The 23,351-nt window shown below is 73.1% G+C and carries 21 protein-coding genes; 6 read left to right on the top strand and 15 right to left on the bottom strand.

Annotated features, from left to right (window positions below; translation table 11 throughout):
* Nucleotides 1–19 precede the first annotated feature (19 nt).
* From cysK to ACOJTC_RS21570, 13 genes are all read right to left on the bottom strand, one after another.
* Nucleotides 20–982: a cysteine synthase A gene (gene cysK, locus ACOJTC_RS21630; RefSeq protein ID WP_204923242.1), complete on the bottom strand. Its 963-nt coding sequence runs from the start codon at nt 980–982 to the stop codon at nt 20–22.
* A gap of 32 nt (nt 983–1,014) precedes the next feature.
* On the bottom strand, nt 1,015–1,239 hold the full coding sequence (locus ACOJTC_RS21625; protein WP_088647261.1) for a tautomerase family protein: 225 nt from the start codon (nt 1,237–1,239) through the stop codon (nt 1,015–1,017).
* Between the two features lie 26 nt (nt 1,240–1,265).
* On the bottom strand, nt 1,266–2,324 hold the full coding sequence (locus tag ACOJTC_RS21620) for a nitronate monooxygenase (RefSeq protein ID WP_420118244.1): 1,059 nt from the start codon (nt 2,322–2,324) through the stop codon (nt 1,266–1,268).
* The gene (locus ACOJTC_RS21615; RefSeq protein ID WP_420118243.1) at nt 2,321–3,751 is read right to left on the bottom strand and encodes a class-II fumarase/aspartase family protein; all 1,431 of its coding nucleotides are present in this window, start codon (nt 3,749–3,751) and stop codon (nt 2,321–2,323) included. Before ACOJTC_RS21615 ends, ACOJTC_RS21620 begins: the two co-directional genes overlap by 4 nt.
* Nucleotides 3,748–5,682, bottom strand: a complete 1,935-nt coding sequence (locus tag ACOJTC_RS21610) for an FAD/NAD(P)-binding protein (protein WP_420118242.1) — start codon at nt 5,680–5,682, stop codon at nt 3,748–3,750. The genes ACOJTC_RS21615 and ACOJTC_RS21610 overlap by 4 nt, the downstream gene beginning before the upstream one ends.
* On the bottom strand, nt 5,669–7,750 hold the full coding sequence (gene pabB / locus ACOJTC_RS21605; RefSeq protein ID WP_420118241.1) for an aminodeoxychorismate synthase component I: 2,082 nt from the start codon (nt 7,748–7,750) through the stop codon (nt 5,669–5,671). Before pabB ends, ACOJTC_RS21610 begins: the two co-directional genes overlap by 14 nt.
* A gap of 46 nt (nt 7,751–7,796) precedes the next feature.
* A complete protein-coding gene (locus ACOJTC_RS21600; RefSeq protein WP_420118240.1) occupies nt 7,797–9,011 on the bottom strand; it encodes a 3-deoxy-7-phosphoheptulonate synthase in 1,215 nt (404 codons plus the stop codon).
* 181 nt (nt 9,012–9,192) lie between these two features.
* The gene (locus tag ACOJTC_RS21595) at nt 9,193–10,731 is read right to left on the bottom strand and encodes a PLP-dependent aminotransferase family protein (RefSeq protein ID WP_204923248.1); all 1,539 of its coding nucleotides are present in this window, start codon (nt 10,729–10,731) and stop codon (nt 9,193–9,195) included.
* Nucleotides 10,732–10,838: 107 nt separating this feature from the next.
* The gene (locus ACOJTC_RS21590; protein WP_420118239.1) at nt 10,839–11,681 is read right to left on the bottom strand and encodes a hypothetical protein; all 843 of its coding nucleotides are present in this window, start codon (nt 11,679–11,681) and stop codon (nt 10,839–10,841) included.
* Nucleotides 11,668–13,041: a hypothetical protein gene (locus ACOJTC_RS21585; protein WP_420118238.1), complete on the bottom strand. Its 1,374-nt coding sequence runs from the start codon at nt 13,039–13,041 to the stop codon at nt 11,668–11,670. The genes ACOJTC_RS21590 and ACOJTC_RS21585 overlap by 14 nt, the downstream gene beginning before the upstream one ends.
* Nucleotides 13,042–14,124, bottom strand: a complete 1,083-nt coding sequence (locus ACOJTC_RS21580) for a hypothetical protein (RefSeq protein WP_204923251.1) — start codon at nt 14,122–14,124, stop codon at nt 13,042–13,044.
* A 42-nt stretch (nt 14,125–14,166) separates the two neighbouring features.
* Nucleotides 14,167–15,012 carry an SDR family NAD(P)-dependent oxidoreductase gene (locus tag ACOJTC_RS21575; RefSeq protein ID WP_204923252.1) on the bottom strand — a complete coding sequence of 282 codons (846 nt, stop codon included), beginning with the start codon at nt 15,010–15,012 and terminating at the stop codon, nt 14,167–14,169.
* 51 nt (nt 15,013–15,063) lie between these two features.
* Nucleotides 15,064–15,690, bottom strand: a complete 627-nt coding sequence (locus tag ACOJTC_RS21570) for an FMN-dependent NADH-azoreductase (RefSeq protein WP_204923253.1) — start codon at nt 15,688–15,690, stop codon at nt 15,064–15,066.
* 607 nt (nt 15,691–16,297) lie between these two features.
* Between ACOJTC_RS21570 and ACOJTC_RS21565 the strand changes: the two genes are divergently transcribed.
* Complete coding sequence (locus tag ACOJTC_RS21565; protein WP_357929328.1) at nt 16,298–17,584, top strand: cation:proton antiporter; 1,287 nt, start codon at nt 16,298–16,300, stop codon at nt 17,582–17,584.
* 53 nt (nt 17,585–17,637) lie between these two features.
* On the opposite strand, the gene ACOJTC_RS21560 is transcribed toward ACOJTC_RS21565, so the two are convergent.
* The gene (locus ACOJTC_RS21560; RefSeq protein ID WP_420118237.1) at nt 17,638–18,072 is read right to left on the bottom strand and encodes a hypothetical protein; all 435 of its coding nucleotides are present in this window, start codon (nt 18,070–18,072) and stop codon (nt 17,638–17,640) included.
* A gap of 4 nt (nt 18,073–18,076) precedes the next feature.
* Entirely contained in the window at nt 18,077–18,436 is a 360-nt protein-coding gene (locus ACOJTC_RS21555; protein WP_204923256.1) for an MmcQ/YjbR family DNA-binding protein, read from the bottom strand.
* 336 nt (nt 18,437–18,772) lie between these two features.
* Between ACOJTC_RS21555 and ACOJTC_RS21550 the strand changes: the two genes are divergently transcribed.
* From ACOJTC_RS21550 to ACOJTC_RS21530, 5 genes are read left to right on the top strand one after another with little or no spacing between them, the layout of a single operon-like run.
* Nucleotides 18,773–19,972 (top strand): ABC transporter substrate-binding protein, encoded by a 1,200-nt coding sequence (locus ACOJTC_RS21550; protein ID WP_377686922.1) that lies wholly within the window; start codon nt 18,773–18,775, stop codon nt 19,970–19,972.
* A gap of 25 nt (nt 19,973–19,997) precedes the next feature.
* The gene (locus tag ACOJTC_RS21545) at nt 19,998–20,885 is read left to right on the top strand and encodes a branched-chain amino acid ABC transporter permease (protein WP_420118236.1); all 888 of its coding nucleotides are present in this window, start codon (nt 19,998–20,000) and stop codon (nt 20,883–20,885) included.
* Entirely contained in the window at nt 20,882–21,856 is a 975-nt protein-coding gene (locus tag ACOJTC_RS21540; protein WP_420118235.1) for a branched-chain amino acid ABC transporter permease, read from the top strand. Before ACOJTC_RS21545 ends, ACOJTC_RS21540 begins: the two co-directional genes overlap by 4 nt.
* Nucleotides 21,853–22,611: an ABC transporter ATP-binding protein gene (locus ACOJTC_RS21535; protein ID WP_204923593.1), complete on the top strand. Its 759-nt coding sequence runs from the start codon at nt 21,853–21,855 to the stop codon at nt 22,609–22,611. The genes ACOJTC_RS21540 and ACOJTC_RS21535 overlap by 4 nt, the downstream gene beginning before the upstream one ends.
* Nucleotides 22,592–23,293, top strand: coding sequence for an ABC transporter ATP-binding protein (locus tag ACOJTC_RS21530; protein WP_204923259.1), 702 nt, complete (start codon nt 22,592–22,594; stop codon nt 23,291–23,293). Before ACOJTC_RS21535 ends, ACOJTC_RS21530 begins: the two co-directional genes overlap by 20 nt.
* Nucleotides 23,294–23,351: the final 58 nt, after the last annotated feature.

Raw genomic sequence — 23,351 nt, 5'->3', positions numbered from 1 at the left:
CCTCCGAATCTCCGGCGTCTCACGGACGCTCAGACCACATGCTCAGGTAGCGCTCCCCGGTGTCGGGGAGGATGACGACGATCCGCTTGTCGACGCTGTCGCGCCGACGGGCCACCCGCAGCGCCACGTGGGTCGCCGCCCCGGAGGACACCCCGGCGAGGACACCGACGCGGCGGGCCAGCCAGCTGCTCGTGTCCGCCGCCTCGTCGTCGGTGACGGTGACGACCTCGTCGATCAGGCTCAGATCGGTGGTGGGGGCGACGAAGCCGCCGTTGAAACCGGGGATGGCGTGGGTGCCGGCCGTACCCCCGGACAGCAGCGGCGAACCCGCCGGCTCCACTGCGACCGCCCGCAGCGCGGGGTTGCGCTCCTTGAGGTAACCGGCGGTGCCGCTGAGCGTGCCGCCGGTGCCGACCCCGCAGACCAGGACGTCGACCCGGCCGCCGGTGTCGGTCCAGATCTCCGGGCCGGTGGTCTCCCGGTGGGCCCGGGGATTGTCGTCGTTGTCGTGCTGCCGGACGAACCACGCGCCCGGCGTCATCGCGCAGATCTCCTCGGCCTTGTCGACCGCGCCCTGGTAACGCGCCTCGCGGGGGGTCAGCACCACGTCGGCGCCGAACCGGCGCAGCAGGCCGATCCGCTCCGGGGTGGCGTTGTCCGGCAACACGATGACGCAGCGGTACCCGCGCGCCGCGCACAGGGCGGCCAACGCGATGCCTGTGTTGCCCGACGTCGCCTCCACCACGACGCCGCCGGGGCGCAGCCGCCCGTCGGCCTCCGCCGCGCGGAGCATGTAGAGCGCCGCGCGGTCCTTCACGCTGGCGGCCGGGTTCGCGCACTCCAGCTTCGCCAGCACCTCGGCACCGGGTGCCCGGTGCGCGACGGGCAGGCGCAGCAGGGGTGTGTTGCCGACGAGGTCGTCGATGCCGTCGGCGATGCTGGGTAACGGTCTCGGTGCGAGGGTACGGGTCGGCTGCGCCATGGCGGTCTCCACCTCTTCCAGGGGCCGGGGTGTCAGTAGTTCGGCACCTTGCGCAGCAGGTGCTGCCGTTCGACGATCTCCGGCTGGTAGACCTGCGCCTGCCAGCGCTGCTCCTCCACCGGTTCCAGGGCGATGGACACCACGTTCGGGCTGCACCCGAAGGCGGTGGTGACCGCCTCGGTCAGCTCGTCGACGAGCTGCTGCTCGGTGTCCCGGTGCAGGTCGACCGGAAAAAACTTGATGTTGATGTGCGGCATCGGGTCCTCCTCGGGGGTACGGCTGGTCAACGGGGTGCGGGGTGCGGTGGGGTCGCGGCGGCCACGGCGGCGGCGAGGCGGGTGACCACCCGACCGGCGGGCTCCGGCCGGGCGGACCGGTAGCCCGTGCCGGCCCAGAGCGCCATGTGCTCGGCGTCGCCGCGTGCCGCCGCCGCCACGCGCAACGGTTTGGTCAGGTGGTGGATCTGCGGGTAGGCGGCGGGGGCCAGCGCGTCGAAGGAGTCGACGAACCGGTTGCGCAGCCCCCGCGCCGGCCGGCCCGAGAAGGCCCGGGTGACGACGGTGCCGGGCCGGCCGGGCTCGGTCAGCGCGGCCCGGTGCGCCGGATGGGTGCCGGCCTGCGGGGTCAGCAGCAGCGCGGTGCCGACCTGCACCGCCGACGCGCCGGCCGCGACCACCGCGTCGACCTGCGCCGGGTCGGTGATCCCCCCGGCGGCGATCAGCGGCACCGCGACGGCCAGCCGGACCGTGCCGACCAGTTCGGCCGTGCCCGGCTGCGGGTCGGGGCGGCGTTCGGGGGTGAAGCTCGCCCGGTGCCCGCCGGCGTCGGCGCTCTGCACGCAGAGCGCGTCGGCTCCGGCCGCGACGGCCACCCGCGCCTCCGCGACGTCGGTGACCGTGACGACGACCTGCGACCCGGCGGCGTGCAGCCGCTCGACGACCGCCCGGGACGGGCAGCCGAAGGTGAAGCTGACCACCGGCACCCGCGCGGCCAGCACCACCTCGATCTTGTCGGCGAAGTGGTCGGTGTCCCGCTCGGGCGGCTCGGGCAGGGTCACCCCCCGGTGGGCCGCCTCGGGCAGCAACGCCTCCCGGAACCGGGCGACGGCGGCCCGGTCCACCGGCCGGGACTCCGGCACGAAGACGTTGACCCCGAACGGTGCGGTGGTGCTGCGGCGGACCTGGTCGATGTCGGCAGCCAGGTCCGCCGGGCGGAGATAGCCTGCGGCCAGGAAACCGAGCCCCCCGGCGTCGCCGACGGCCGCGACGAGGGCGGGCGTGCTGACTCCCCCCGCCATCGGCGCGCCGAGCACCGGACGTGCCAGGGGGCCCGGCCCGCTCACGGCCGCCGGTCCTCGGTCGCGAGGGTCGACCGCGCGCCGACCGTCCGGTAGCGGTGCAGGACCCGGTCCACCAGCAGGTCGGCGGCGCCGACGTAGCCGGCCGGGTCGAGCAGGGCGACGACCTCGGCCGGGTCGAGGACGGCGGTGACCCGGGGGTCGGCCGTCACCAGGTCGCGCAGCGGCTGCCCGGTCTGCACCGCCCGGCCGGTCAGAGTGGTCAGCAGTTCCTTCGCCACCGCCTTGCCCAGCAGCGGGGCGAGTCGCACGGCCAACCGTTCCGAGGCCATGAACTCCCCGGCGAGGTCGAGGTTGGCGCGCATCCGGTCGGGGAACACCGTCAGCCCGGCGGCCAGCTCGGCCGCCGCGTCGGCGGCCCCACCGGCCGGCCGCAACGCCTCCCGGAACGGCTGCCACTCGGCATGCCAGGCCCCTCCGGGGCGTTCGTCCTCGGCGACGAGGCAGTGCGCGACGGTCGCGGCGAGCATCGGCAGCTGGGTGGCCGCCGCCCGGATCCGGGTCGCCAGCACCGGGTTGCGTTTGTGCGGCATCGCCGAGGACACCCCGCGTCCCGGGCCGGTCGGCTCGGCCAGCTCCCCGATCTCGGTACGCGCCATCACCTGCACGTCCGCCGCCATCGCCCCGAGCACGCCGGTGGTGAGCCCCAGCACGCCCGCGACGGCGTGCAGGGGCGTCCGCACGGTGTGCCAGGGCGCGTGCGGCTCGGCCAGGGAGAGTTCCTCGGCGAAGGCGTGGATCAGCTTCTCGGCGTAGCCGTCGTCGGTGTCCCCGGCGAGCCGGGCGAACTCCAGGTACGCCCCGAGGGTGCCGGCGGCCCCACCGAGCTGCACCGGCAGCCCCTCGGTGAGCAGGGCGTGGATCGCCTGCCGGGCGTCGAGGACGCCGGAGAGCCAGGTCGCCGCCTTCAGGCCGAACGTGGTCGGCACGGCGTGCTGGGTCAGGGTCCGGCCGGCCAGCGGCGTGCCCCGGTGCCGGTCGGCGAGGGTGGCCAGCGCGTCGGCGGTCGCGGCCAGGTCCGCGTCGATCACCCGCAACGCCCGCTCCGCCACCAGGATCAGCGCGGTGTCCAGGATGTCCTGGCTGGTGGAGCCGCGGTGCACGTACTCCGCGGCGGCCGGGTCCAGCGCCGTGACCAGCTCGGTGAGCGCGGCGACCACCGCGACCACCGGGTTCGCCGTCTCGGTCGCCCGGCGGGCCACCGCGTCGAGGTCGATCCGGTGGGCGTCGGCGACGGCGGTGATGGTGTCCGCGTGTTCCCCGGGCACCACCCCCAGCCGGGCCTGGGCCCGCACCAGGGCGGCCTCCGCGTCGAGCATCGCCTGCAGGACCGCCCGGTCCCGGACGGCGTCCTCGATGCCCCGGCCGGCGCTGCCGGGGCTCAGCAGCCCGTGGTCGAAGCCTTCGGTCATGTCGTCACCGCTCCCGTCGTGGTGGCCGCCTGCGCGGTGAGGGCGAGCACCGACAGGCTGATCGCGTCCGCGTCGCCGAGCATCACCGAGTTGACGCCCGGCCGCGCGCCCGCCGCGGTGGCCCAGTGTGCACCCTCCGTGGGCACCCCGAACACGAAGCGACGGGTGTGTCGCTCGCCGGCCGCCGACACCGGGTGGAACGGCCGGCCGGTCACCGCCAGCCCGCCGGTGACGTGCGGCCCGGCCTCCCGGTCGGGCACCACGTGCGGCGCGCAGGACCGGTGCGCGAGCATCCAACCGAGCAACGGATCGGCGGTACGCCGCAGGTCCACCTCCGGCAGCCGCGCCTCGATCATGGCGGTCACCACGTCCGGGCTCTCCGGCGTGCGGGGCGACTCGACGAGGAACCCGGCCTGCTCGGGACACGGCGTCACCCGCATCTCGGCCCCGACGATCCGCAGCACACCGGCGCGGATGAGCGCGGCCAACTGCTCGACCCGGTGGGCCGGGGGGCCGATGCTGAGGAAGGCGTTCATCGGGGTGTACCAGCGGTCCAGGTGCTCACGGTGCGAGGCGCCCCGCAGACCGCCGTGGTCGACGGCGAGGCGGACCTCGTTGCGCAGGTCACGCAGGACGTCCATGGCCGCCTTGAGCGGGCCGCTGACGTTGCCCTCCTCCGCCGTGCGGGCGTCCTCGTCGAGGTAGCGCAGCATCCACTCCTGCAGCGCCGCCGACCCGGTGAAGGTCTCGTCGCGGGCCGGGTCCAGCACCGTGTCCCAGTCCCACCGCTCGGTGATCCCGAAGCGCTGGCGGATCTCCTCCTCCCGCGCGTCGCCCCGGGGCACCTGGAGGTACTCGGCCTCGAACCGGCGGGCCTTGCCGCGGCAGCCGGCCCGGCGCAGCACCGCCACGTAGAAGGCCGTCTCCACCTCCTTGGCGATCAGCGGCCACAGGTCGGCCATGAAGTCCATCGCGGTCGCGTCCCCGGCGGCGCGCAGTTGCTCGACCCGCGCGACGGTGAGCACCCGCGGCTCGTGCCGCCCGTGTGCGCCCTTCTCGTTGCGGCCCCGCGCCCGGTACGGGATGCCGCGGCGGGAGCCGGCCAGCAACTGCGGTTCCAACCCGGACGGCAGGTAGGTCAGCCGGCCGTCGTCGGCGCGGACGTAGCGGCCGGCGCGTCCCTCGGTGAGCAGTGCCAGGTAGTCGAAGAAGCAGAGCCCGAGCCCGCGCAGCAGGGTCGGTTCGCCGGGCCGCACCATCGACAGGTCCACGTCGGCCGGGTTGGCCGGCAGGATGTACGTCAGCCCCCGCTCGACGGCGAACTCGGCGAGCGTCTGCTCCTGCGGGGTCGGGGTGACCGGGTAGTGGCCCTGCGCCAGCACCACCGCGTCCAGGCCGGGGAGCCGGTCGCCGGTCTGCAACTGCACGCACTGCTTGCCGTCGGACTCGTCCCACAGCGCGACGGCGACCGTGGCGTGGGCGCGGACGGTGACGTTGGCCGGCGCGGTACCGACCACCCGCCGGTAGACCCAGGCCAGGTAGTGGCCGAACAGCCGGCGGGTGGAGTAGGTGTCGGGCCCCACCGCGCGCAGTTCCTCGGCGACGTCGGCCGGGAACTGGCCGAGGTCGCCCATCAGCACCTGGAACCGGGCCCACTCGTAGAGGCTCGGGCCCTCCCGGAGCAGACCGGCCAGCTCCACGGTCGAGTCGGGGAACACGGTCACCTGGGAGGCCACGGTGTTCATCAGCAGCCGGTCGGACTGGTCGGCCCGCCACACCCGGCCCGCCCCCGGCGGGTACGGGTCGACGACGTCGACGCGTACCGGCCGGTCGGGGTCGGCGGCGGCGTTGCTGACCAGGCGCTCCAGCACGCAGAGCCCACGCGGCCCCATGCCGACGATGCACACCGACAGCGGATCACTGGTAGACATCGACGTCCTCCCGGTAGCCGCCGCTGAGCAGCGCGCGCAACGGGGCGGCGGCCTTCAGCAGCATCTCGTCGAACTCCCCCTCCGGATCGGAGTCGAGGATGATGGCCCCGCCCGCGCCGACCCGCATGCCGTCGCCGGACAGCACCGCGGTGCGGATGACGATGTTCAGGTCGGCGGTGCCGTTGCAGCTCAGGAAGCCCAGCGAACCGGAGTAGATGCCCCGGGCGGTGGTCTCCAGCCCGTCGATGATCTCCAGCGTCCGCAGCTTCGGCGCCCCGGTCATCGAGCCGCCGGGGAAGCACGCCTCGACGCAGTCGACGGCGGTGGCCTCGGCCCGCAGGCGGCCCCGGATGGTCGAGACGAGCTGGTGCACGCTCGCGTACGACTCGGTCTGCATCAGCTTGGGGACGGTGACGCTGCCGACCTCGCACACCCGGCCGAGGTCGTTGCGGAGCAGGTCGACGATCATCAGGTTCTCGGCGCGGGTCTTGTCGCTGGTGGTCAGCTCGTCGCGCAGTGCCGCGTCGACCGTCGGGTCGGGGTGCCGGGGCGCGGTGCCCTTGATCGGCTTGGTCTCGACCACCCGGTCGGCGGTCAGCCGCAGGAAGCGCTCCGGGGAGGAGCAGGCCACCTCGATGTCACCCAGCCGCAGGTAGGCCGAGTAGGGCGCCGGGTTGTACCGGCGCATGGCCCGGTAGAAGGCGAACCCGTCGCGGGGGCGCGGCAGGCGCAGCCCGTTGGTCAGGCAGATCTCGTAGCTCTCCCCGGCGACCAGTTCCTGCTTGCAGGCGGCGATGTCGGCCAGGTACTGCTCCCGGTCCCGTTCCAGCGACGCGACCAGCGAGCTGGTGTCGACCGGCGGCGGGGTGAGCGGGGTGACCGGTCCCGCCTCGGGGATGGCGGTGAGCTGCTCGGCGACGGCCTCGACCCAGTCCCGTGCCGCGTCGTCGCTGCCCTCGCTGCCGTCGGAGAGGGCCACCAGGTAGGTCTGCCGGTCCCGGTGGTCGACCGCGACGAACCGGTCGGCGAAGATCCAGTACGCGTCCGGGGTGTCGGCGCGGTGCGGCCCGGCAGCGCCCAGGTCGCCCTTCAGCTCGTAGCCGAAGTAGCCCACGTAGCCGCAGGTCAGGTCGGTGGGCAGGGCCGACGAGTCGAGGTGGATGGCCTCCAGCCGCTGCTGGAGGTAGGACAGGATGGTGCCGGGCACCCGGGTCGGGGCGCCGGCCGCCGTGGCGACCTCGACCGCGCCGGTGCCGACGTCGTAGCGGACCACCTCGGACAGCGGCCCGGAGGCGTCGCCGAGGTAGGAGAAGCGGGACAGTCCCTCCTCGACCCGGGCGCTGTCCAGCCAGAAGGCGTGGGTCGAGTCCCGGAACAGCCTGGTGAACGCCTGCTCGGCGTCGGTCTCCCAGCCGAGGGTGCGCACGTGCAGTTGGTGCGTCGGCGCGGCGATGGGCGGCGGGGCCGCCACCTGGATGCTCTCCCGGGCCTGGTGGGCCCGGGTCAGGTCGCGGAAGTTGCCGAGCAGGGTCTGCCCGTACTCGGTGCAGATCGACTCGGGGTGGAACTGGAGCCCCCACATCGGCCGGTCGACGTGCCGCAGGCCCATGATCACGCCGTCCTCGGCCCAGGCGGTCGCCACCAGCTCCGGGGGCAGGTCCGACACGCACAGCGAGTGGTACCGCACGGCGGTGAAGTGCTGCGGGATGCCGGCGAACAGGCCGTCGGAGTCGTGCGTGATCGACGCCAGGTGCCCGTGCCGGGGTACGGGCGCGGAGTGCACGGCCGCGCCGTGGCCCGAGGCGATGCCCTGGTGGCCCAGGCAGACGCCGAGCACCGGCACCGGGGACTCCGCGATGACCTGTGCGGAGAAGCCGAAGTCCTTCTCCCGGTCGGGTCGGCCGGGTCCGGGCGAGATGACCACGTTGTCGAACCGGCGCAGATCCAGGGTGGCCACGGCCGGGTCGTCGTGGCGGACGACGGTGGGCTCGACGCCGTTGACCACGGCGATGAGCTGGAACAGGTTGTAGGTGTAGGAGTCGTAGTTGTCGACCAGCAGGGTACGCACTGATGCCTCCTCCGCTCGGGTCACGAGGTGTGTGGGGACTGGGTGTTCAGCGGTGCATCGCGGTGACGAGCGCGTCGACCACCGCGTCGGCCTGCTCGTGGTTCAGCCGCGGGTCGCACAGCGACCGGTAGGCGCGACCGAGTTGGCTCTCGTCGACCACGCCCGCGCCGACGCACTCGGTGACGTCGTCCGCGGCGATTTCGAGGTGCAGGCCCGCCGGCTCCCGGCCGTGGCTGCGCAGCACCTCGACGAAGGTGGTCAACTCGTCCACGATGGTGTCCAGGTGGCGGGTCTTCACCCCACCGGCACCCCGGACGGTGTTGCCGTGCATGGCGTCGCACATCCAGGCGACCGGGTGCCCGGCGTCGGCCACCGCCCGGACCAGCGACGGCAGGTGGTCGGCGATCTTGCGGTGGCCCATCCGGCTGATCAGGGTCAGCCGGCCGGGCCGGCGGTGCGGGTCGAGCAGGGCGCAGATCCGCAGCACCTCGTCGACCGTGGCGCTGGGGCCGACCTTGACCGCGACCGGGTTGCCCAGCCCCGCCAGGAAGTTCAGGTGGGCGCCGTCCACCGCGCGGGTGCGCTCACCCACCCAGGGCAGGTGCGTCGAGCGCAGGAACCACTCGCCGCTGGCCTCGTCGAGGCGGGTCAGCGCCTGCTCGTACTCGAGGATCAGCACCTCGTGGCTGGTCCGTACGTCGCCGCCGGCCGCCGACAGCTCCGCCACCACCTGCCGGGCGGTGTAGTAGCAGGACAGCAGCCGGTACGGGTCGGCCTGGCGGGCGGCGGCGGTGGCCTCCGGCTCGTTGACCATCAGCCCGCGGAACACCGGCAGCAGTTGGCCGTCGACCGCTTCGAAGGGCTCCGAGCGGGGCTTGGCGAACTGGCCGGCGAGCCGCCCCACGCCGATGGTCGGGCGACGCAGCTCGCGGGCCAGGCGCTCGCCGAGAGCCGTGATGGCCCGGTGTTTGGCCCGCGCCGAGGTGGTGGCGGCCATGCCGAGCGGCTCGGCGCAGTCGCCGGCCTGGAGCACGAACGCCTCACCCGCGCTGGCGCGGGCGATGTCCTCCCTCAGCCGCCTGATCTCCGCGACCTCGGTCAGCGCGGGCAGGCCGGACAGGTAGTCGGCGACAGCGTCGAGCTCGTCCCGGTCCGGCCAGGTCGGCTGCTGCGCGATGGGCAGCGTCCGCCAACCGGCGGGACTCCAGCTGTCGGTGGTGGGCGCCTCGGGGCGCCGTACGAGAAGCTGTGGTGATGGCATAAGTCTCTCCCCCTGTATTCTTCGGGGCGGCCCGGTCACCGAAGAAGGCGCCGCGATCCGGTACGGACCGTATAGGCGCAAGAGACGATTGGCACAGGGCCATGTTTGCCATCTCGCTAGTACCACTGGGATTGGCACCTGACTATTTGGCTACATGGACCTTTGGCCCGGCGGGAACGACTTATACGCTCTTCCTCAATGCAGCCCGGCCGTTCGAATGCGAACGACCGGTGAACTGCTCCACAACCGCCGTCAGGCGGGTCACGCCGGAGAGGATCTTCTCGGGTGGGGTGGCCGCGTAACCGAGGACCAGGCCCCGCCCGATCCCTTCGAGTTCGTCGCCGAACGACGACAGTGGATAGACCCGCAACCGCGCCTCCCGACCGAGCCGGGCCAGGCGTTGTTCGTCGGCGTTGTCGGGCAGGCTGGCGACCAGATGGGTGCCCCGTGGGGCGGTGTCGATCGTGACGAACCCGCCGAGCCGGCCGCGCAGCGCGCCGACGAGAATGTCGCCGCGTTCCCGGTAGACGTCGCGCATTCGGCGTACGTGCCGGGCGAGGTGATTCGCCTCGATGAACTCCGCGAGCGCCGCCTGGGTGAGGATGTTGAGTGAGTTGACCGTCGCCCGCTGCACCTCGGTGACGATGTCGACCAGATCCGGGGGGACCACCAGATAGGCCAGGCACAACCCGGGGAAGAGGACCTTGCTGAAGGTCCCGACATAGATGACGCGCCCGTCCTCGTCGCCCTGGTGCAGCGGCGGGCCCGGGTTCTCCGCCCAGAACTCGCCGTCGTAGTCGTCCTCGATGATCCAGGCGTCGTTGTTGCGGGCCCAGGCGAGCACCTCGGCCCGGCGGGCGGCGGACATCCGCACCGACAGGGGGAACTGGTTGTTGGGCGTCACCACCGCCATCCGCGCGTCCGGGTGACGGGCCTTGCCCACGGCCACGCACATGCCCTCGGCGTCGACCGGGACGGGGCAGGTGTCCGCGCCGGCGGAGTGCAGTGCGCCCCGGATGGCCTGCAGGCCCGGGTCCTCGACGAGGACCTTCTCCCCCGGTTCCAGCAGGGTCAGGGCCATCACGTGCACGGCGATCTGGGCGCTCGGCTGGATGATCACCTGTTCCGGGGTGCACCGGACGCCCCGCATCAGCCCCAGCATGGCCGCGATGCCCTTGCGCAGCGGCCAGTAGCCGGCCGGGTCGCGGTGCGTGTAGAGGGCGCTGGTGAGCTGGTGCGACTTGCTGAACATGATCTGGCCCCAGACCTTCGACGGGAAGAGGTCCAGGGCGGGCATGCCGAGGGTGAACGGCCGGTCCGGGTAGCGCAGCTGGTCGTGCGCCGGGGTGAAGTAGGCCGACGCCTCGGCCATCCGACGGGCGGCCCGGGTGATCCGCAGGGGGGTCTTGGTGGCCGGGCGGGGCAGTTGGGACTCCATCTCCCGCGCGCTCTGCCGGGTGGCCACCCGGGTGCCGGAACCCACCCGGCCGTCGAGATAGCCCTCGGCGAGCAGCCGGTCGTAGGCCACCAGCACGGTGTTGCGGGAAACCCCCAACTCCTTGGCCAGGGTGCGGGTGGCCGGCAGTCGGGTGCCCGGGGTGAGTTGACCCGCCTCGATGCTCCACCGTAACTGTTCGTACAACTGTTGGTAGAGCGGCGCCGTTGAATGACGGTCGATGAGGAAACCGCTTCCCGGCAGCGCGGGAGACTCACGTGGCATGCATTTGTCCTTGCCCGATCGGGCGCGGCCGGGATTGCCTGTGGGCCCGGCCGCGCTGACGATCCATCTCCCGACCGAGGCGGCTCAAGAAACGGAAATGACCATGCCTACAACTTAGCTACCGACGGAAGCGCGACGGACCCGGCCGGTAGGACGATTCCTGACACAAGTTTGTCCAACTGGGCCGCGTTGTCCACGATGTACGGAAAGGTGGTGCTGGAGTCGGTCGCCCGGTCATCCGGCCGGCGCGGCAGGGTCACCGGCATCGCGGCGTCCAGAATGGACCGTCCTGCCGGACGGGAGGTGGTCAGGTCGACGACGCCCCCCGCGGCCAGCGTCCGGTAGGTGGCCAGTTGGCCGGTGAGGCTGCCGAGCCCACCCGCCGCGAACACCGGCCGGCGATCCGGCTGGCGGACGGCGGAGTCGAGAGCGAACCCGGTCAGCCCCACCACCAGCGGCGAGCGGCCCGGGTCCAGATAGGCGATCTTGCAGACGTCGTCCTGGTCGGCGCAGATGTCCGGCCGGACGCTGGCCTTGGCCGGCTCGGTCAGGTCGACGCCGAGCACCCGGTAGCGCGGACGTTCCCCGGTCAACCGTTCGTGACACTGCAACACCGCCGCGCCCGTCGCGTCGGTCAGCACCACGTCCGGGTCACCCAGCAGGTCGGCCGACCAGGGGCTGGGCGTCTGGATGGGCGTCGAGATCACCACCGCGCCGACGATCAGCCCGGCGATCAGGGCGACCAGCCCCTCCGCGCTGCCCATGGTCAGGATGGCCAGCCGGGTCTGCGCGCCGTCACCGGGCTCGCCGATCCGGCCGGCCAACGTCGCCGCCTGACGCAGCAGGTCGCCATAGGTGATCGACGACTCGCTCTGGTTGGGCAGCTGGAACCGCACCGCCTGACCGGTGGCCCACCACCTGTCGGAGAGCAACTCCTCAAGCCAACGCATGATCCCTCGTTCCGGTCGTCACGACGCCCTTGGCCTTCAGCAGGAACAGCGACAGGTTGCCCTCGTGGGGAATTCCGGGCGCGCTGTCCCAGGGCAGGGTCAGCCCGCACGTGACCTTACGGACGCTCGGGTCGGCCACCACCGCAGCCCGCAGGTCGGTGTCGTCGGTGAGCAGGTTGAGCACCAGCGCGTCGCCGAGGGCGGCGGTGCCGTCCGTAGGCCGCCAGGGCGCCACCACGACGAACGGGAACGGCAGCTCCACGCCCACCGCCGGATGCCGCAGGTCCTCGGTGGACAGCACGGTGGGCAGCGGCCGGTGCGACCCGTCCGGCAGCCGCACCAGCGGGTCCGCGCCGGCCGCCGTGTGCACCACCGCCCCACCCCCGGCCAGTCCGGCGAGCTGCCGGCGCAGGCCCTCGGCGCGGGCGGCGTCGACCACGGGCAGGGTGGCGTCGGGGGCCGACACCTCGGGGCTGGCCAGCGCGTCGAAGCGGACGGCGAGCGCTTCGGCGACCTGCCGGGGGTCACCGGTGGTCAACACGAGGGAGATGTTGTTGCACCGGGTTCCGCCGTCGTGCGCCGCGCTGACGGTGAGGTGGTCGAGCACCTCGTCGGTCACCGGCCGGTCGAGCAGGACCCGGCTGCGCCCCGGCCCCCGGGTGGTGACCGTCGCGCTGTCGGCCCACCGCCGTACGGCGTCGCTGCCGCCGTACACGATGCCCCGGTCGGCGGCCTCCAGGAGGTACTCCCCCACCGCGCGCTCGCACGGCAGGAAGGAGATCCGGTGCTCCGCCAGGCCGGCGGCGAGCAGGGCGAGGGTCAACCGGCGGGCGGTGAAGGGCTCCCGGGTGCCGGGGCGCACCAGCACGCTGTAGCCCAGCGCCAGCGCGTGCAGCCACGAGTCGTTGGGGGCCGGGTGGTTGCTGGCCATCACGGCCGTGAAGAGCCGACCCGCCGGCACCCACGCCGTGTCGTAGCCGTCGCCGAGCCGGGTGCCGGGCAGTTCGGCCCGGGTGGTGGCCGGTAGGTGGGTGAGGCTGCGCACGATGTCGGCCACGGCGTTGCGGACGGTCACCCGGGGCAGGCCGGCGGCGAGCGCGACCCGCCGCTCGTACTCCTGCGGGGTCTCCCCGTCGAGGTCGGCGGTGGCGAACAGGTCGGCGGCCCGCAGCAGCAGGTCGTGCCCGACCGGCGTGCCGTCGGCCGACCGCCGGGCCCGGGTCACCGCACCGACGGCCATCAGCCGTGGCGCCATCCCCACCTCGCCCAGCAGGTCGCCCCGGACGTCGGCGAGCGGGGCCCGGTCGAGGCTCGCCACCGGCCGGCCGCAGACGATCGGCTCCACCACGATGCCGGCCACTCAGTACACCCCCTCGATCACCCGTACGTCGCCCACCTCGGCCACGGTGCCGACCTCGGCCAGGCCGTCGACCGTGGCGTCGCCGACGGGCTCCACCCGCACGGCGGTGTCCCGCTCGATGACGTTGGGCAGGAACATCTCGTCGCTGACCAGACTCAGCCGAACCCGGCCACGCTGACCGTAGTCGACCACCGCACCGGCGTCGTCGATTACGTCGATCCAGACCGCCTCGGCGTACGGCTCGAACACGCACAGGTGCCGGTCGTCGGGGCGTCGGGGCCGCTGCGGGGCGACACCCATCAGGGTGTTGCCGTAGATGCCCACGATCGTCGTGTCCGGGAAGAACACCTCCTCCACCTGCCGCAGGCTCTCCGGGCTGAACGAGGTGCCGGCCCAGATGATCGTCTCGACGGTCCGCTCGACGGCCGCGTGCAGCTCCGGGTCGGCGCAGATCGCCTCGATCAGCGGGGGCGTCGTGCTGAGCACCTTGACCGGTTGCGAGCGCAGCACCTCGGCCGCCTGGTCCAGCAGGTGCCGCACGTACCGCTTGACCGTGTCGGCCTCCCCCGCCGCCACCAGCTTCTTGACCCAGCGCGGGTCGAAGTCGACGGTGTGGAACAGACCGTTGCCCAGGGCGGCGTAGCGGGCGCAGTCGTAGGCGAAGACGTGCGGACCGCTCGGGCCGAGGTGCAGCCAGTGCGCCGGGTCGGCGATGTGGTGCGCCCGCAGCCGCTGCATCGCCCAGGAGAGCAGCCGGCTCCGGTAGTCCCGGTCGACGATGCGCTTGGGCGCGCCGCTGGTCCCGCCCGACTCGTACACCCGGAAGCCGGTGCCGGTCAGGCCGCGCGGGATCAGGTCACCGACCGGGACGTGCCGCAGCTGGTCGGTGAGATCCGGGAAGCGCACCAGGTCGGCGGCGGTGTCGATGTCGCGTAGCGGATCGAAGTCGAGCAGCCCGCGCTGGCGTAGCCAGAACGGCGAGCCGGTCTGGGGGTCGAAGTGCCATCGCAGCAGCCGCCGGAGCCGCTCGTCGAAGGTCTCGACGGGACTCGACGCCACCGCCGTCGTGGTCAACGTGTTCATGCTCGCTCCTCGCCGATCGTCTGGTGGATGGGTCGGACCGCCTCAGTGGGCGGCGACCGCAGGCTCCGGGTAGGACATCGACAGCCCGATCTCGCGGGTGGCCGCGAGCTCCTGCGACACCTCGGTCAGCTTCTCGCCGACGCGCTGCACGGAGTCCGCGCCGAGCGGGAGCCGGAACGGCGGTTGCGGGTTGCGGCCGAGGTCGATGATGGCCGCCGCCGCCCGCGCGGGGTCGCCGGCCTGCGCGTGGTTCTGCCCGACCGACCAGGCGCGGACCCGCCCGGAGGTCTCGGTGTACTCCGGGAACTCGCGGCCGGCGAAGTGCAGCGAGGAAGGGTCGAGGAAGTCGGTCCGGAACAGGCCGGGCTCCACCAGGCACACCTGGACGCCGACCGGCTCCAGTTCCACCCGCAGCGCCTCGCTGAGCCCCTCCACCGCGAACTTCGTCGCCGCGTAGACGCCCCAACCCATCTTGGCGCTGAAGCCGAGGACCGAGCTGATGTTGATGATCCGGCCCCGGCGCTGCCGCCGCATCACGGGCAGCACGCTGCGGGTGACGTTCAACAGGCCGAACACGTTGGTGTCGAACACCGCCCGGGTCTCGGCGTCGGTGGCCTCCTCGACGGCCCCGAGCAGACCCCGGCCGGCGTTGTTGACCAGCACGTCGATGCCGCCGAAACTCTCCACCGCGGCGAGCACCGCCCGGTCGGCCTGGGACTGGTCGGTGACGTCGAGCGGGACCACGAGCAACCGGTCGGGGTAGGACAGCTCGGCCAGGCTGCTGGTGTTGCGCGCCGTGGCGACGACCTGTTCGCCACGCTCCAGCAACTGCCGGACGATCTCCAGGCCGAAGCCCCGTGAGGCGCCGGTGACGAACCAGACGGACATGCTTCTTCCCTCCTGTGGCACGGGCCGACGGGTCGCCGGCCGGCGGTGTGGTCAGATGGTGTGGGCGGCCTTGCGCGCGTCCTCGCGGGCGCGGTCGAGGTCCGCGGCCAGGGAACGGGTGAAGTCGGTGGGCCGCAGCGCGACCTCGATCACCGGGTCGACGCCGATGGTGCGCAGCCAGTAGTTGAGGTACGCCGACTGGAAGTCGACGCCGAACTCCGGCGGGCACCCGGGGGTGTAGACACCGCTGGTGTAGACGACACAGGCCCGGCGGCCGGTGAGCAGGCCCTGGTAACCGTGTCGCGGATCGAGGCGGAACGTCAGCCCCGGCTGGGTGACGATATCAATGAAGTGTTTGAGCAGGTAGGGGATTCCGAAGTTCCACATCGGCACGGAAAACAGATAGTGGTCAGCGTCGGTGAACCGGCGCACGAGTTCCCGGGTCTGCTGCCACGACATCGCCTCATCGGCGGAGCCGGTCGCGCCCGAGATGGCGTTTTTCTTGGCCGCCACCGCCACCGCCCCCACCGGGGGCAGGGTGGTCGCGGAAAGGTCCAGCACATCGAGGGTCGCCTGCGGGTGACACTCGAGGAATGCGTCGACAAACGCCTCGGCGACGGCGGCCGATCGGCTTCGCGGGCCCGTCGGGGTGGCTTTGACATGCAGCAGTCTGGTCACCTCTCGACCCGCCCCCGCTGCGCACCGGACAGGGCCGCCCCGGACCGGCCGCAATGACCGCCGAAAGCCGACAAAGTTGTCATGGTTGCACTCTCTGTGTCGCCGGAGGGACGGAACGTCAGGAAGGCTAACCCACCGGCTGCGGGGCAACCAGAGCCATTTTCTGTCCGCAGACAGTGCCACTGGGCAGTCCACTGCCCAGCGCTGACGTCACCCCGTGAGCATGTCGTCACGGCAGGTGACCAAATGGCCTCGGAAAAGCCCGGCTATAGACGCCCATCATCGGTATCCATCGCTGGAATGCAGCATTTCGCGTTAACCAGCCGATGTCGGCAACCTGACCCGTCAGTTACGAGTCGGATTTCCGCATTCAACCCGGTGACCGCGCGGAGAGCCGGCCGTAAACGGCGGTGAAACACCCACCGGTCGCGTTTCCCATCCAACCCCCCGCACACCGCGACCGGGCCGGCAAATGGCACCCCCGATCCGCCGGACATGGACATGTCGGGCGGCAGAATCCGCTGCTACGGTCGGTGACCCGCGCAGGCCCCGCATTAACGGCGCCGGCCGGCGGACCAGCCCTCTCCCGCTCAGATCCGGAGATCTCATGAAGTCCGTAGCCACCCCGGCCGAACTCACCGTGGCAATCGTGATGGCCGACATCGCCCTCGTCCTGCTGGTAGCCCACCTGTTCGGCGGAATCGCCAGACGGCTCGGGCAGCCCGTGGTGATCGGCGAGATCGTCGCCGGCATCGCGCTGGGGCCCAGCCTGCTCGGCCTGCTCCCGGGCGACCTGACCGGCGTGCTCTTCCCCGCCGCCGCCCGGCCGTACCTGTCGGCCATCTCGCAGGTCGGCCTCCTGCTGTTCATGTTCCTCATCGGGTGGGAGTTCGACCGGCGCGTGGTCTCCCGGCACAAGAGCCTCACCCTGTCGGTGTCGGTGTGCTCCATCGCCCTCGCCTTCACCCTCGGCGTCGGCCTGGCCAACCTCATCTACCCCCGGCACGCCACGATCGCCGGCAAACCCGTGCCGTTCCTGGCGTTCGCCCTCTTCCTCGGCGCCGCCATGGCCATCACCGCGTTCCCCGTCCTGGCCCGCATCCTGCGCGACCGGCACCTCAGCAACACCCGGGTCGGCGTGCTGGCACTGGCCAGCGCCGCCATCGACGACGTGCTGGCCTGGTGCATCCTGGCGGTGGTCGCCGCGGTCGCCACCGCCCGCGACGCCACCGACCTCGCCCAGGTGGTCCTCATGTCCGCCGGATACATCGCGGTGATGGCCCTCGCCGTCCGCCCCGGCCTGGCCGCCCTGATCCGCCGGGTCGGCCCCAACACCTACCAGCTCGCGGCCATCACCGCCGCCGGCGTCTTCCTGTCCTCCTACGCGACCACCTGGATCGGCATCCACGCCATCTTCGGTGCCTTCGCGTTCGGCTTCGTCATGCCCCGCCAGCCCGCGGAGGCGCTGATCAAGCACGTCCGGGTGCCCTTCGAGAACATCGGCCTGGTCCTGCTGCCGGTCTTCTTCATCGTCACCGGGCTGAGCGTCGACATCGCCGCGCTGAGCCCGACCAACCTGCTCGAACTCACCGCCATCGTCCTGGTCGCCTGCGTCGGCAAGATGGCCGGCGCGACCCTGCCCGCCCGCGCCTTCGGCCTGTCCTGGCCGCAGGCACGCCGGCTGGGCGTGCTCATGAACACCCGGGGACTGACCGAGCTGATCGTGCTCAACATCGGCGTCTCCCTCGGCGTCCTCGACGGACAGATGTTCACCATGATGGTCATCATGGCCCTGGTGACCACCGCGATGGCCGGACCACTGCTGGCCACCCGCGCCGCGTCGAGCGACGAGGCACCCGCGCTGGCCGCCGAACCCGTGCCGGTCGGCCGGTGACGACCGTGGGGGCGGGGGCCCCGGGGGGGCCCCCGGGGGGCGGGCCCCACGGATCAGTCCAGGGCGTACCGCTGCCAGAGCTGGTGGACCTGCGCCTCGGCGGCGGCCGGCACCCCGGTGCCCGAGCTGAACACGTAGCCCCAGGCGACCCCGGACGCCTCCGTCTTCAACACCTCCGGCACGATCCGCTCCGCCACCGGCAGCAGCCCGTCCCACGCCACGTCCACGTAGTTCGTCGTCACCGCCGGATCCCGGTCGTGCGGGCCGGGATAGGGGGCGCGGGTCACCACGGCGTGCCCGACCAGCCCCCGCAGGCGGCCCTGCAGCAACAGCCAGGCGTCCGCACCGACCGGGATGTTCACCCGCCGACCCACCGTCCACGACCCGGCCAGGGTGCGCTGCGGGGACACCCCCGGCGTCAGCGCCTCGTAGCTCGGCGTCCACCCGTTCCACCGCTGCGGGTTCCAGCCCAGGATGATCGCGGCCACCCGGTCACCGCCCCGGGGTCCGCGCGGGCGTGCCGTCGTACTGCGCCACCAGGCGCTTCGGCGCCGCCCGCCGCCAACCCTCCACCACCAGCTCCCGGATCTCGTCCGGGTCGGCCGAGGCGAGTTGGGCGCGGACCCAGCCGTACCGGCCGAAGTAGTCCGCCGGGTCGTAGGTGTCCGGGTCGGCCGCCATCAGCTCGGCCTGCTCCTCCTTGGAGGCCCGGATGATCGCCACCACGCCGTCGGCGGAGGTGCTGGCGAAGATGCGGTCGCGCACCCGGAACGTGGGGTGACCCCACGTCTCCTGTTCCACCGCCTCCGGCATGGCGAGGGCGAACTCCCGTACCTGCTCGGGTGTCAGCATTGTCGGTTCCCTCCGGGTCAGCGGGCACGACGCCCGCGGCGGGGCGCACCGCCCATTAGACGGTCGACGCCGGGTGCCGTCCGGGCGGACGCGCCGGCCGGCACCCGGGAAGGGTCGGACAGGACCGGACGGCGTCCAGCAGCGTGCCACGGCCCGGCGGTACGGAAAACGGCCACTTGACGCCGCCCGACGGGGCCAATCGCCGCCCTCGGGGAACGGGCCCGACCGGCGGGGCGAGTGGTTCCGGACCGGGCGGCGATGTGGCACTGGCCGCCCCCGACGGCCGGCCATACCTTCAGGCCACCAATCCTGCTCGATACGTTCGGGAGTCAAGCCATGACCGGAATCAACCGCAGGACATTCCTCGGCCTCACCGCCGGCCTCGGCGTCGCCGGCCTCACCGGCTGCGGCAGCAGCCTCGGCGCCACCGCCGCCAGCGGCGGCGACAGCAACACCGTCAAGGTCGGCCTCGTCATCCCCCAGGCCGGGGTCTACACCCCGCTGGGCGTGGACATCCAACGGGGCTGGGACCTCTGGCTGCGCCAGCACGACGGCCGGCTGGGCGGTCGCCGGGTAACCACCGTCGTCGCCGACGAGGGCGAGGGCCCGCAGACCGGCGTGCCGGCGGTGCAGAAGCTGCTCCAGAACGACCGGGTCGACGTGCTGGTCGGCATCGTCAGCTCGGCCACCGCGCTCGGCGTCCGGGACCTCGTCACCAGCGCCCGCCGACTGCTGGTCATCGCCAACGCGGGCGCCGGGGCCATCACCGGTGCCAACCGCAGCCCCTACATCTGGCGTACCTCGTTCACCAACGCCCAGGTCGCCGCCGCGATGGGACGCCACCTGGCCGCGAGCGGCGTACGCCGGGCCTACGCCATCGCCCCCGACTACGTCGCCGGCGCCGAGGCGATCAAGGGGTTCAGCGACGCGTACCGGGCCGGTGGGGGCACCATCGTCGGACAGAGCCAGCCGCCGTTCGGCAAGACCCAGGACTACCAGCCGTTCCTCAGCCGCATCCAGTCCTCCGGCGCGCAGGGCACCTTCTGCTTCTTCGGCGGGGCCGAGTCGGTGGCCTTCGTCAAGCAGTACGCCCAGTTCGGGCTCTCCCGCACCATCCCGCTGTACGCCTCCGGGTTCCTCGTCGAGGGCGGGGTGCTCACCGCGCAGGGCGCGGCGGCCGACGGGGTGCTGTCGACGCTGCACTACACCTCCGAACTGGACAACCCCGCCAACACCGCGTTCGGCAAGGCGTTCCGCGCCGCCTACGACGCCGCCCCCACCGCCTACGCCGTGCAGGCGTGGGACGCCGCCGAGGTGCTCTCCCGCGCCATCGCGCAGGCGGGGGCCGTCGACGGCGACAGCCTCGCGGGTGCGCTCGGCTCGGTCGGCGTCATCACCGACAGCCCGCGCGGCCCGTGGTCGTTCGTGGAGCAGTCGCCCCGGCAGAACTTCTACCTGCGCCGGGTGCAGACCCGGGCCGGCGCACCGGTCAACGGCGTGGTCGAGGACCTCGGTCCGCTCGACCCGCAGGCCTGACCGGGCCAGCGGACGGAGCATCACGATGCCCACCGCGCAGATCGCGCTGACCGCGATGGTGAACGGGCTGGCCATCGGGCTGCTGCTGTTCATCACCGCCGCCGGCCTGTCCCTGATCTTCGGCATGATGGACGTGCTGAACCTCGCCCACGGGGCGCTCTTCCTCACCGGCGCCTACCTGGCCTGGTGGATCGGCGGTGAGCAGCAGACCTGGCCGTCGCTGGGCCGGGCGGTCGTCGCCGTCGTCGTGTTCGGAGCCGCCGCCGGTGGCCTGCTGTCCCTGCTGACCGCGCCGCTGTCCCGCCGCTCCCACCTCGAACAGGCGCTGCTCACCCTCGGCATCGCCCTGGTGGCCGCCGTGGGGCTGTCCGCGCTGTTCGGCGACGACGTCCGCGCCACCGAACCAGCGGGCGGCCGGGCCGGCCCCGTGACCGTCGCCGGCTGGAGCTACCCCAGCTACCGGCTCGCCCTGGTCGGGGTCGCCGCCCTGCTCGCCGCCGCCGTCTACTGGACCGTGGAGCGCACCTCGCTCGGCGCGCTGTTCCGCGCCACCGTCGGCGACCGGGACATGGTCGCCGCCGTCGGGGTGGACCCGCGCCTGGTCCGCGGTGGGGTGTTCGTGCTGGGTTCGGTGCTGGCCACCCTCGCCGGGCTGCTCGGCGCACCCATCTACCACGCCCGTCCCGGGCTGGACACCACCATCCTGGTGCTCGCCCTGGTGGTCGTGGTGGTCGGCGGGCTCGGCTCCATCCGGGGGCCGCTGATCGCCGCGCTGCTGTTCGGCCAGGTCGAGTCCGTCGGCCGGGCGGTGCTGCCCGGCCTGGCCTCCTTCCTGCTCTTCGGCACGCTCGCGGCGGTGCTCGTCGTCCGACCGCGCGGCCTGTTCACCCTCGCCCCGGGAGGACGACGATGACATCCCTGGCCACGACCCACCCGGCCACCCGCCCCCGGCTGCGTCCCGCCGTCCGCAACGCGACGGGCGTGGCCGCCGGCACCCTGCTGCTGGCCGCCGCCCCGCTCTACCTCGCCCCGTACGCGACGACGACGTTGACCCGCATCCTCGTCTTCGGGTTGCTCGCGGCGAGCCTCAACCTGCTCGTCGGCGTCGTCGGGCTGCCGTCGCTCGGGCACGCCGCGTTCTTCGGCGTCGGCGCGTACGCGGCGGCCTTCAGCGCCCTGCACGGAACGTCGGGCGTGCCGGCGCTCCTGCTCGGGATGGCCGCCGCCGCCCTGGTCGCGCTGGTCGCCGGGGCGGTCGCCGTCCGGGCGAGCGGGGTCTTCTTCCTCATGCTGACCCTGGCGGTCGGGGAGCTGACCCAGCAGGCGGCCGACAGCTGGGAGTCGGTCACCGGCGGCTCCAACGGCCTGTACGGCGTACCGGCGCCGACGCTGTCGGGCCTGGTCCTCGACCAGCCCGCGACGACCTACTGGTACGTGCTGGCCTTCTTCCTCGTCGGTCTGCTCGCCCTGCGCCTGGCGTCCACCTCCGCCACCGGGGTGGTGCTGCGGGGCGTCCGCGACAGCGAGGACCGGATGCGGGCGCTGGGATACCGGACCACGCTGGTCAAGCTCGGGGCGTTCGTCTTCGCCGGTGCCGTCGCCGGGCTGGCCGGCGGGCTCCTCGCCGCCCAGCAGCGGCTGGTCACCCCGGCCGACGCCGGCTTCGAGACCTCCGCGCTCGCCCTGCTGGCCGTGGTGATCGGGGGCACCGGCTCCTGGTGGGGGCCCTGCCTCGGCGCGGCCCTGGTCATCGTCGTGCGGGACTCGCTGGGCGCGACCCTCGACGGGCACGGTCCCCTGGCCCTCGGGCTGCTGTTCGTACTCGTCGTCTACCTGCTGCCCACGGGGATCGCCCACATTCGGCTGAGGAGGGCCGCGTCATGATCGACGTACTCCGCTGCCACGACGTCCACCACCGGTACGGCGCGCTGAGCGTCCTGCGGGGGGTGCGGCTGACGGTGGCCGCCGGGGAGCGGCACGCGCTCATCGGGCCCAACGGCGCCGGCAAGAGCACCCTGCTCAAGCTGATCGCCGGCCAGGAACGCCCGTCCGACGGTTCCGTCCACTACCGGGGCCGCGACGTCACCCGGGAGCCGGTCCACCGGCGGGCCCGCGCGGGCATCGGGCGTAGCTTCCAGCACTCGACGCTGCTGGGGTCGCTGACCGCCGCGCAGAACGTGAGCCTGGCGCTGACCGGTGGCCGGGTGCTGGCCCGGCACACCGACCGGCACCGCCGCGCCGAGGTGGCCGCCGCGCTCGCCTCGGTCGGTCTCGACGACCGGGCCGACGTGCCGGTGGCGGCGCTGTCGTACAGCCAGTGCCGGCGGCTGGAGATCGCGGTGGCGCTCGCGGCGAGGCCGCAACTGCTGCTGCTGGACGAGCCGGCGGCCGGCATGTCCGGCGAGGAACGGGGTGGGCTGGTGGAGCTGCTGCGCGGCGTGCCACCCACCGTGACGATCGTGTTCGTCGAGCACGACCTGGACGTCGTCTTCGACGTCGCGACCCGGGTCAGCGTCCTGCACCTCGGCACCGTGCTGTGCAGCGGCACGCCCGAGCAGGTGCGGCGCAGTCCCGAGGTGCAGCAGGCGTACCTCGGCGGCCGGATGGAGGAGGTGCACGGTGAACCTGGTGGTGCGTGAGCTGTCCGCCGGCTACGGGCAGGGGCAGGTGCTGCACGGGCTGGATCTCGACCTGTCCGCCGGGCAGGCGCTGGCCCTGCTGGGCCGCAACGGGGTCGGCAAGACCACCCTCGTGTCCACCCTCGCCGGGCTGCTGCGGCCCACCGGCGGACGGGTGCTGCTGGACGGGCGGGACGTCACCGGCTGGCGGGCCGACCGGCTCGCCCGCGCCGGGGTCGCGCTGGTGCCGCAGGGGCGGCGGGTGTGGCCGACGCTGACGGTGCACGAGCACCTGGCCCTGGCCACCCGGCACGGCGGCCGGACCTGGCCGACCGGGCGGGTCTACGAGCTGTTCCCCCGCCTGGCGCAACGGCGACGGCACCTCGCCGGCCAGCTGTCCGGTGGGGAGCAGCAGATGCTCGTGATCGGCCGGGCCCTGGCCACCGACCCGCGGCTGGTCCTGATGGACGAGCCGTCCGAGGGGCTGGCGCCGATCGTCGTCGACGAGGTGGCCGAGGCGCTGCGGGCGGTGGTGCGGGAGGGGCTGACACTGCTGCTCGTGGAGCACGACCTGCACCTGGCCCTCGGGGTGACCGAGGAGGCTGCGGTGATGGTCCGGGGCCGGATCGTCCACCGGTGCCCCACCCCCGAGCTGCGCGGGGACCTGCCGACGATGCAGCGGTTGCTGGGCGTCGCGGCGTGAGGACACGACCGGGTGCGGGCCCCCCCGGGGGGGGGGGGGGGGCGCGCCCCCCCCGGGG

Origin of the sequence: Micromonospora sp. (assembly GCF_048594385.1) — a bacterium.
Classification (GTDB): Bacteria; Actinomycetota; Actinomycetes; order Mycobacteriales; family Micromonosporaceae; genus Micromonospora; species Micromonospora wenchangensis.
This window is presented reverse-complemented; position numbering and strand designations above follow the sequence as displayed.

Excerpts from the sequence above, each read along its gene's own strand:
- ACOJTC_RS21550 (WP_377686922.1), top strand. The coding sequence starts at position 18,773 with ATGACCGGAATCAACCGCAGGACATTCCTCGGCCTCACCGCCGGCCTC.
- ACOJTC_RS21625 (WP_088647261.1), bottom strand. The coding sequence starts at position 1,239 with ATGCCGCACATCAACATCAAGTTTTTTCCGGTCGACCTGCACCGGGAC.
- ACOJTC_RS21540 (WP_420118235.1), top strand. The coding sequence starts at position 20,882 with ATGACATCCCTGGCCACGACCCACCCGGCCACCCGCCCCCGGCTGCGT.
- ACOJTC_RS21610 (WP_420118242.1), bottom strand. The coding sequence starts at position 5,682 with ATGTCTACCAGTGATCCGCTGTCGGTGTGCATCGTCGGCATGGGGCCG.
- ACOJTC_RS21580 (WP_204923251.1), bottom strand. The coding sequence starts at position 14,124 with ATGAACACGTTGACCACGACGGCGGTGGCGTCGAGTCCCGTCGAGACC.
- ACOJTC_RS21545 (WP_420118236.1), top strand. The coding sequence starts at position 19,998 with ATGCCCACCGCGCAGATCGCGCTGACCGCGATGGTGAACGGGCTGGCC.
- ACOJTC_RS21600 (WP_420118240.1), bottom strand. The coding sequence starts at position 9,011 with ATGCCATCACCACAGCTTCTCGTACGGCGCCCCGAGGCGCCCACCACC.
- cysK (WP_204923242.1), bottom strand. The coding sequence starts at position 982 with ATGGCGCAGCCGACCCGTACCCTCGCACCGAGACCGTTACCCAGCATC.
- ACOJTC_RS21595 (WP_204923248.1), bottom strand. The coding sequence starts at position 10,731 with ATGCCACGTGAGTCTCCCGCGCTGCCGGGAAGCGGTTTCCTCATCGAC.
- ACOJTC_RS21565 (WP_357929328.1), top strand. The coding sequence starts at position 16,298 with ATGAAGTCCGTAGCCACCCCGGCCGAACTCACCGTGGCAATCGTGATG.
- ACOJTC_RS21575 (WP_204923252.1), bottom strand. The coding sequence starts at position 15,012 with ATGTCCGTCTGGTTCGTCACCGGCGCCTCACGGGGCTTCGGCCTGGAG.
- ACOJTC_RS21535 (WP_204923593.1), top strand. The coding sequence starts at position 21,853 with ATGATCGACGTACTCCGCTGCCACGACGTCCACCACCGGTACGGCGCG.
- ACOJTC_RS21590 (WP_420118239.1), bottom strand. The coding sequence starts at position 11,681 with ATGCGTTGGCTTGAGGAGTTGCTCTCCGACAGGTGGTGGGCCACCGGT.
- ACOJTC_RS21615 (WP_420118243.1), bottom strand. The coding sequence starts at position 3,751 with ATGACCGAAGGCTTCGACCACGGGCTGCTGAGCCCCGGCAGCGCCGGC.
- ACOJTC_RS21555 (WP_204923256.1), bottom strand. The coding sequence starts at position 18,436 with ATGCTGACACCCGAGCAGGTACGGGAGTTCGCCCTCGCCATGCCGGAG.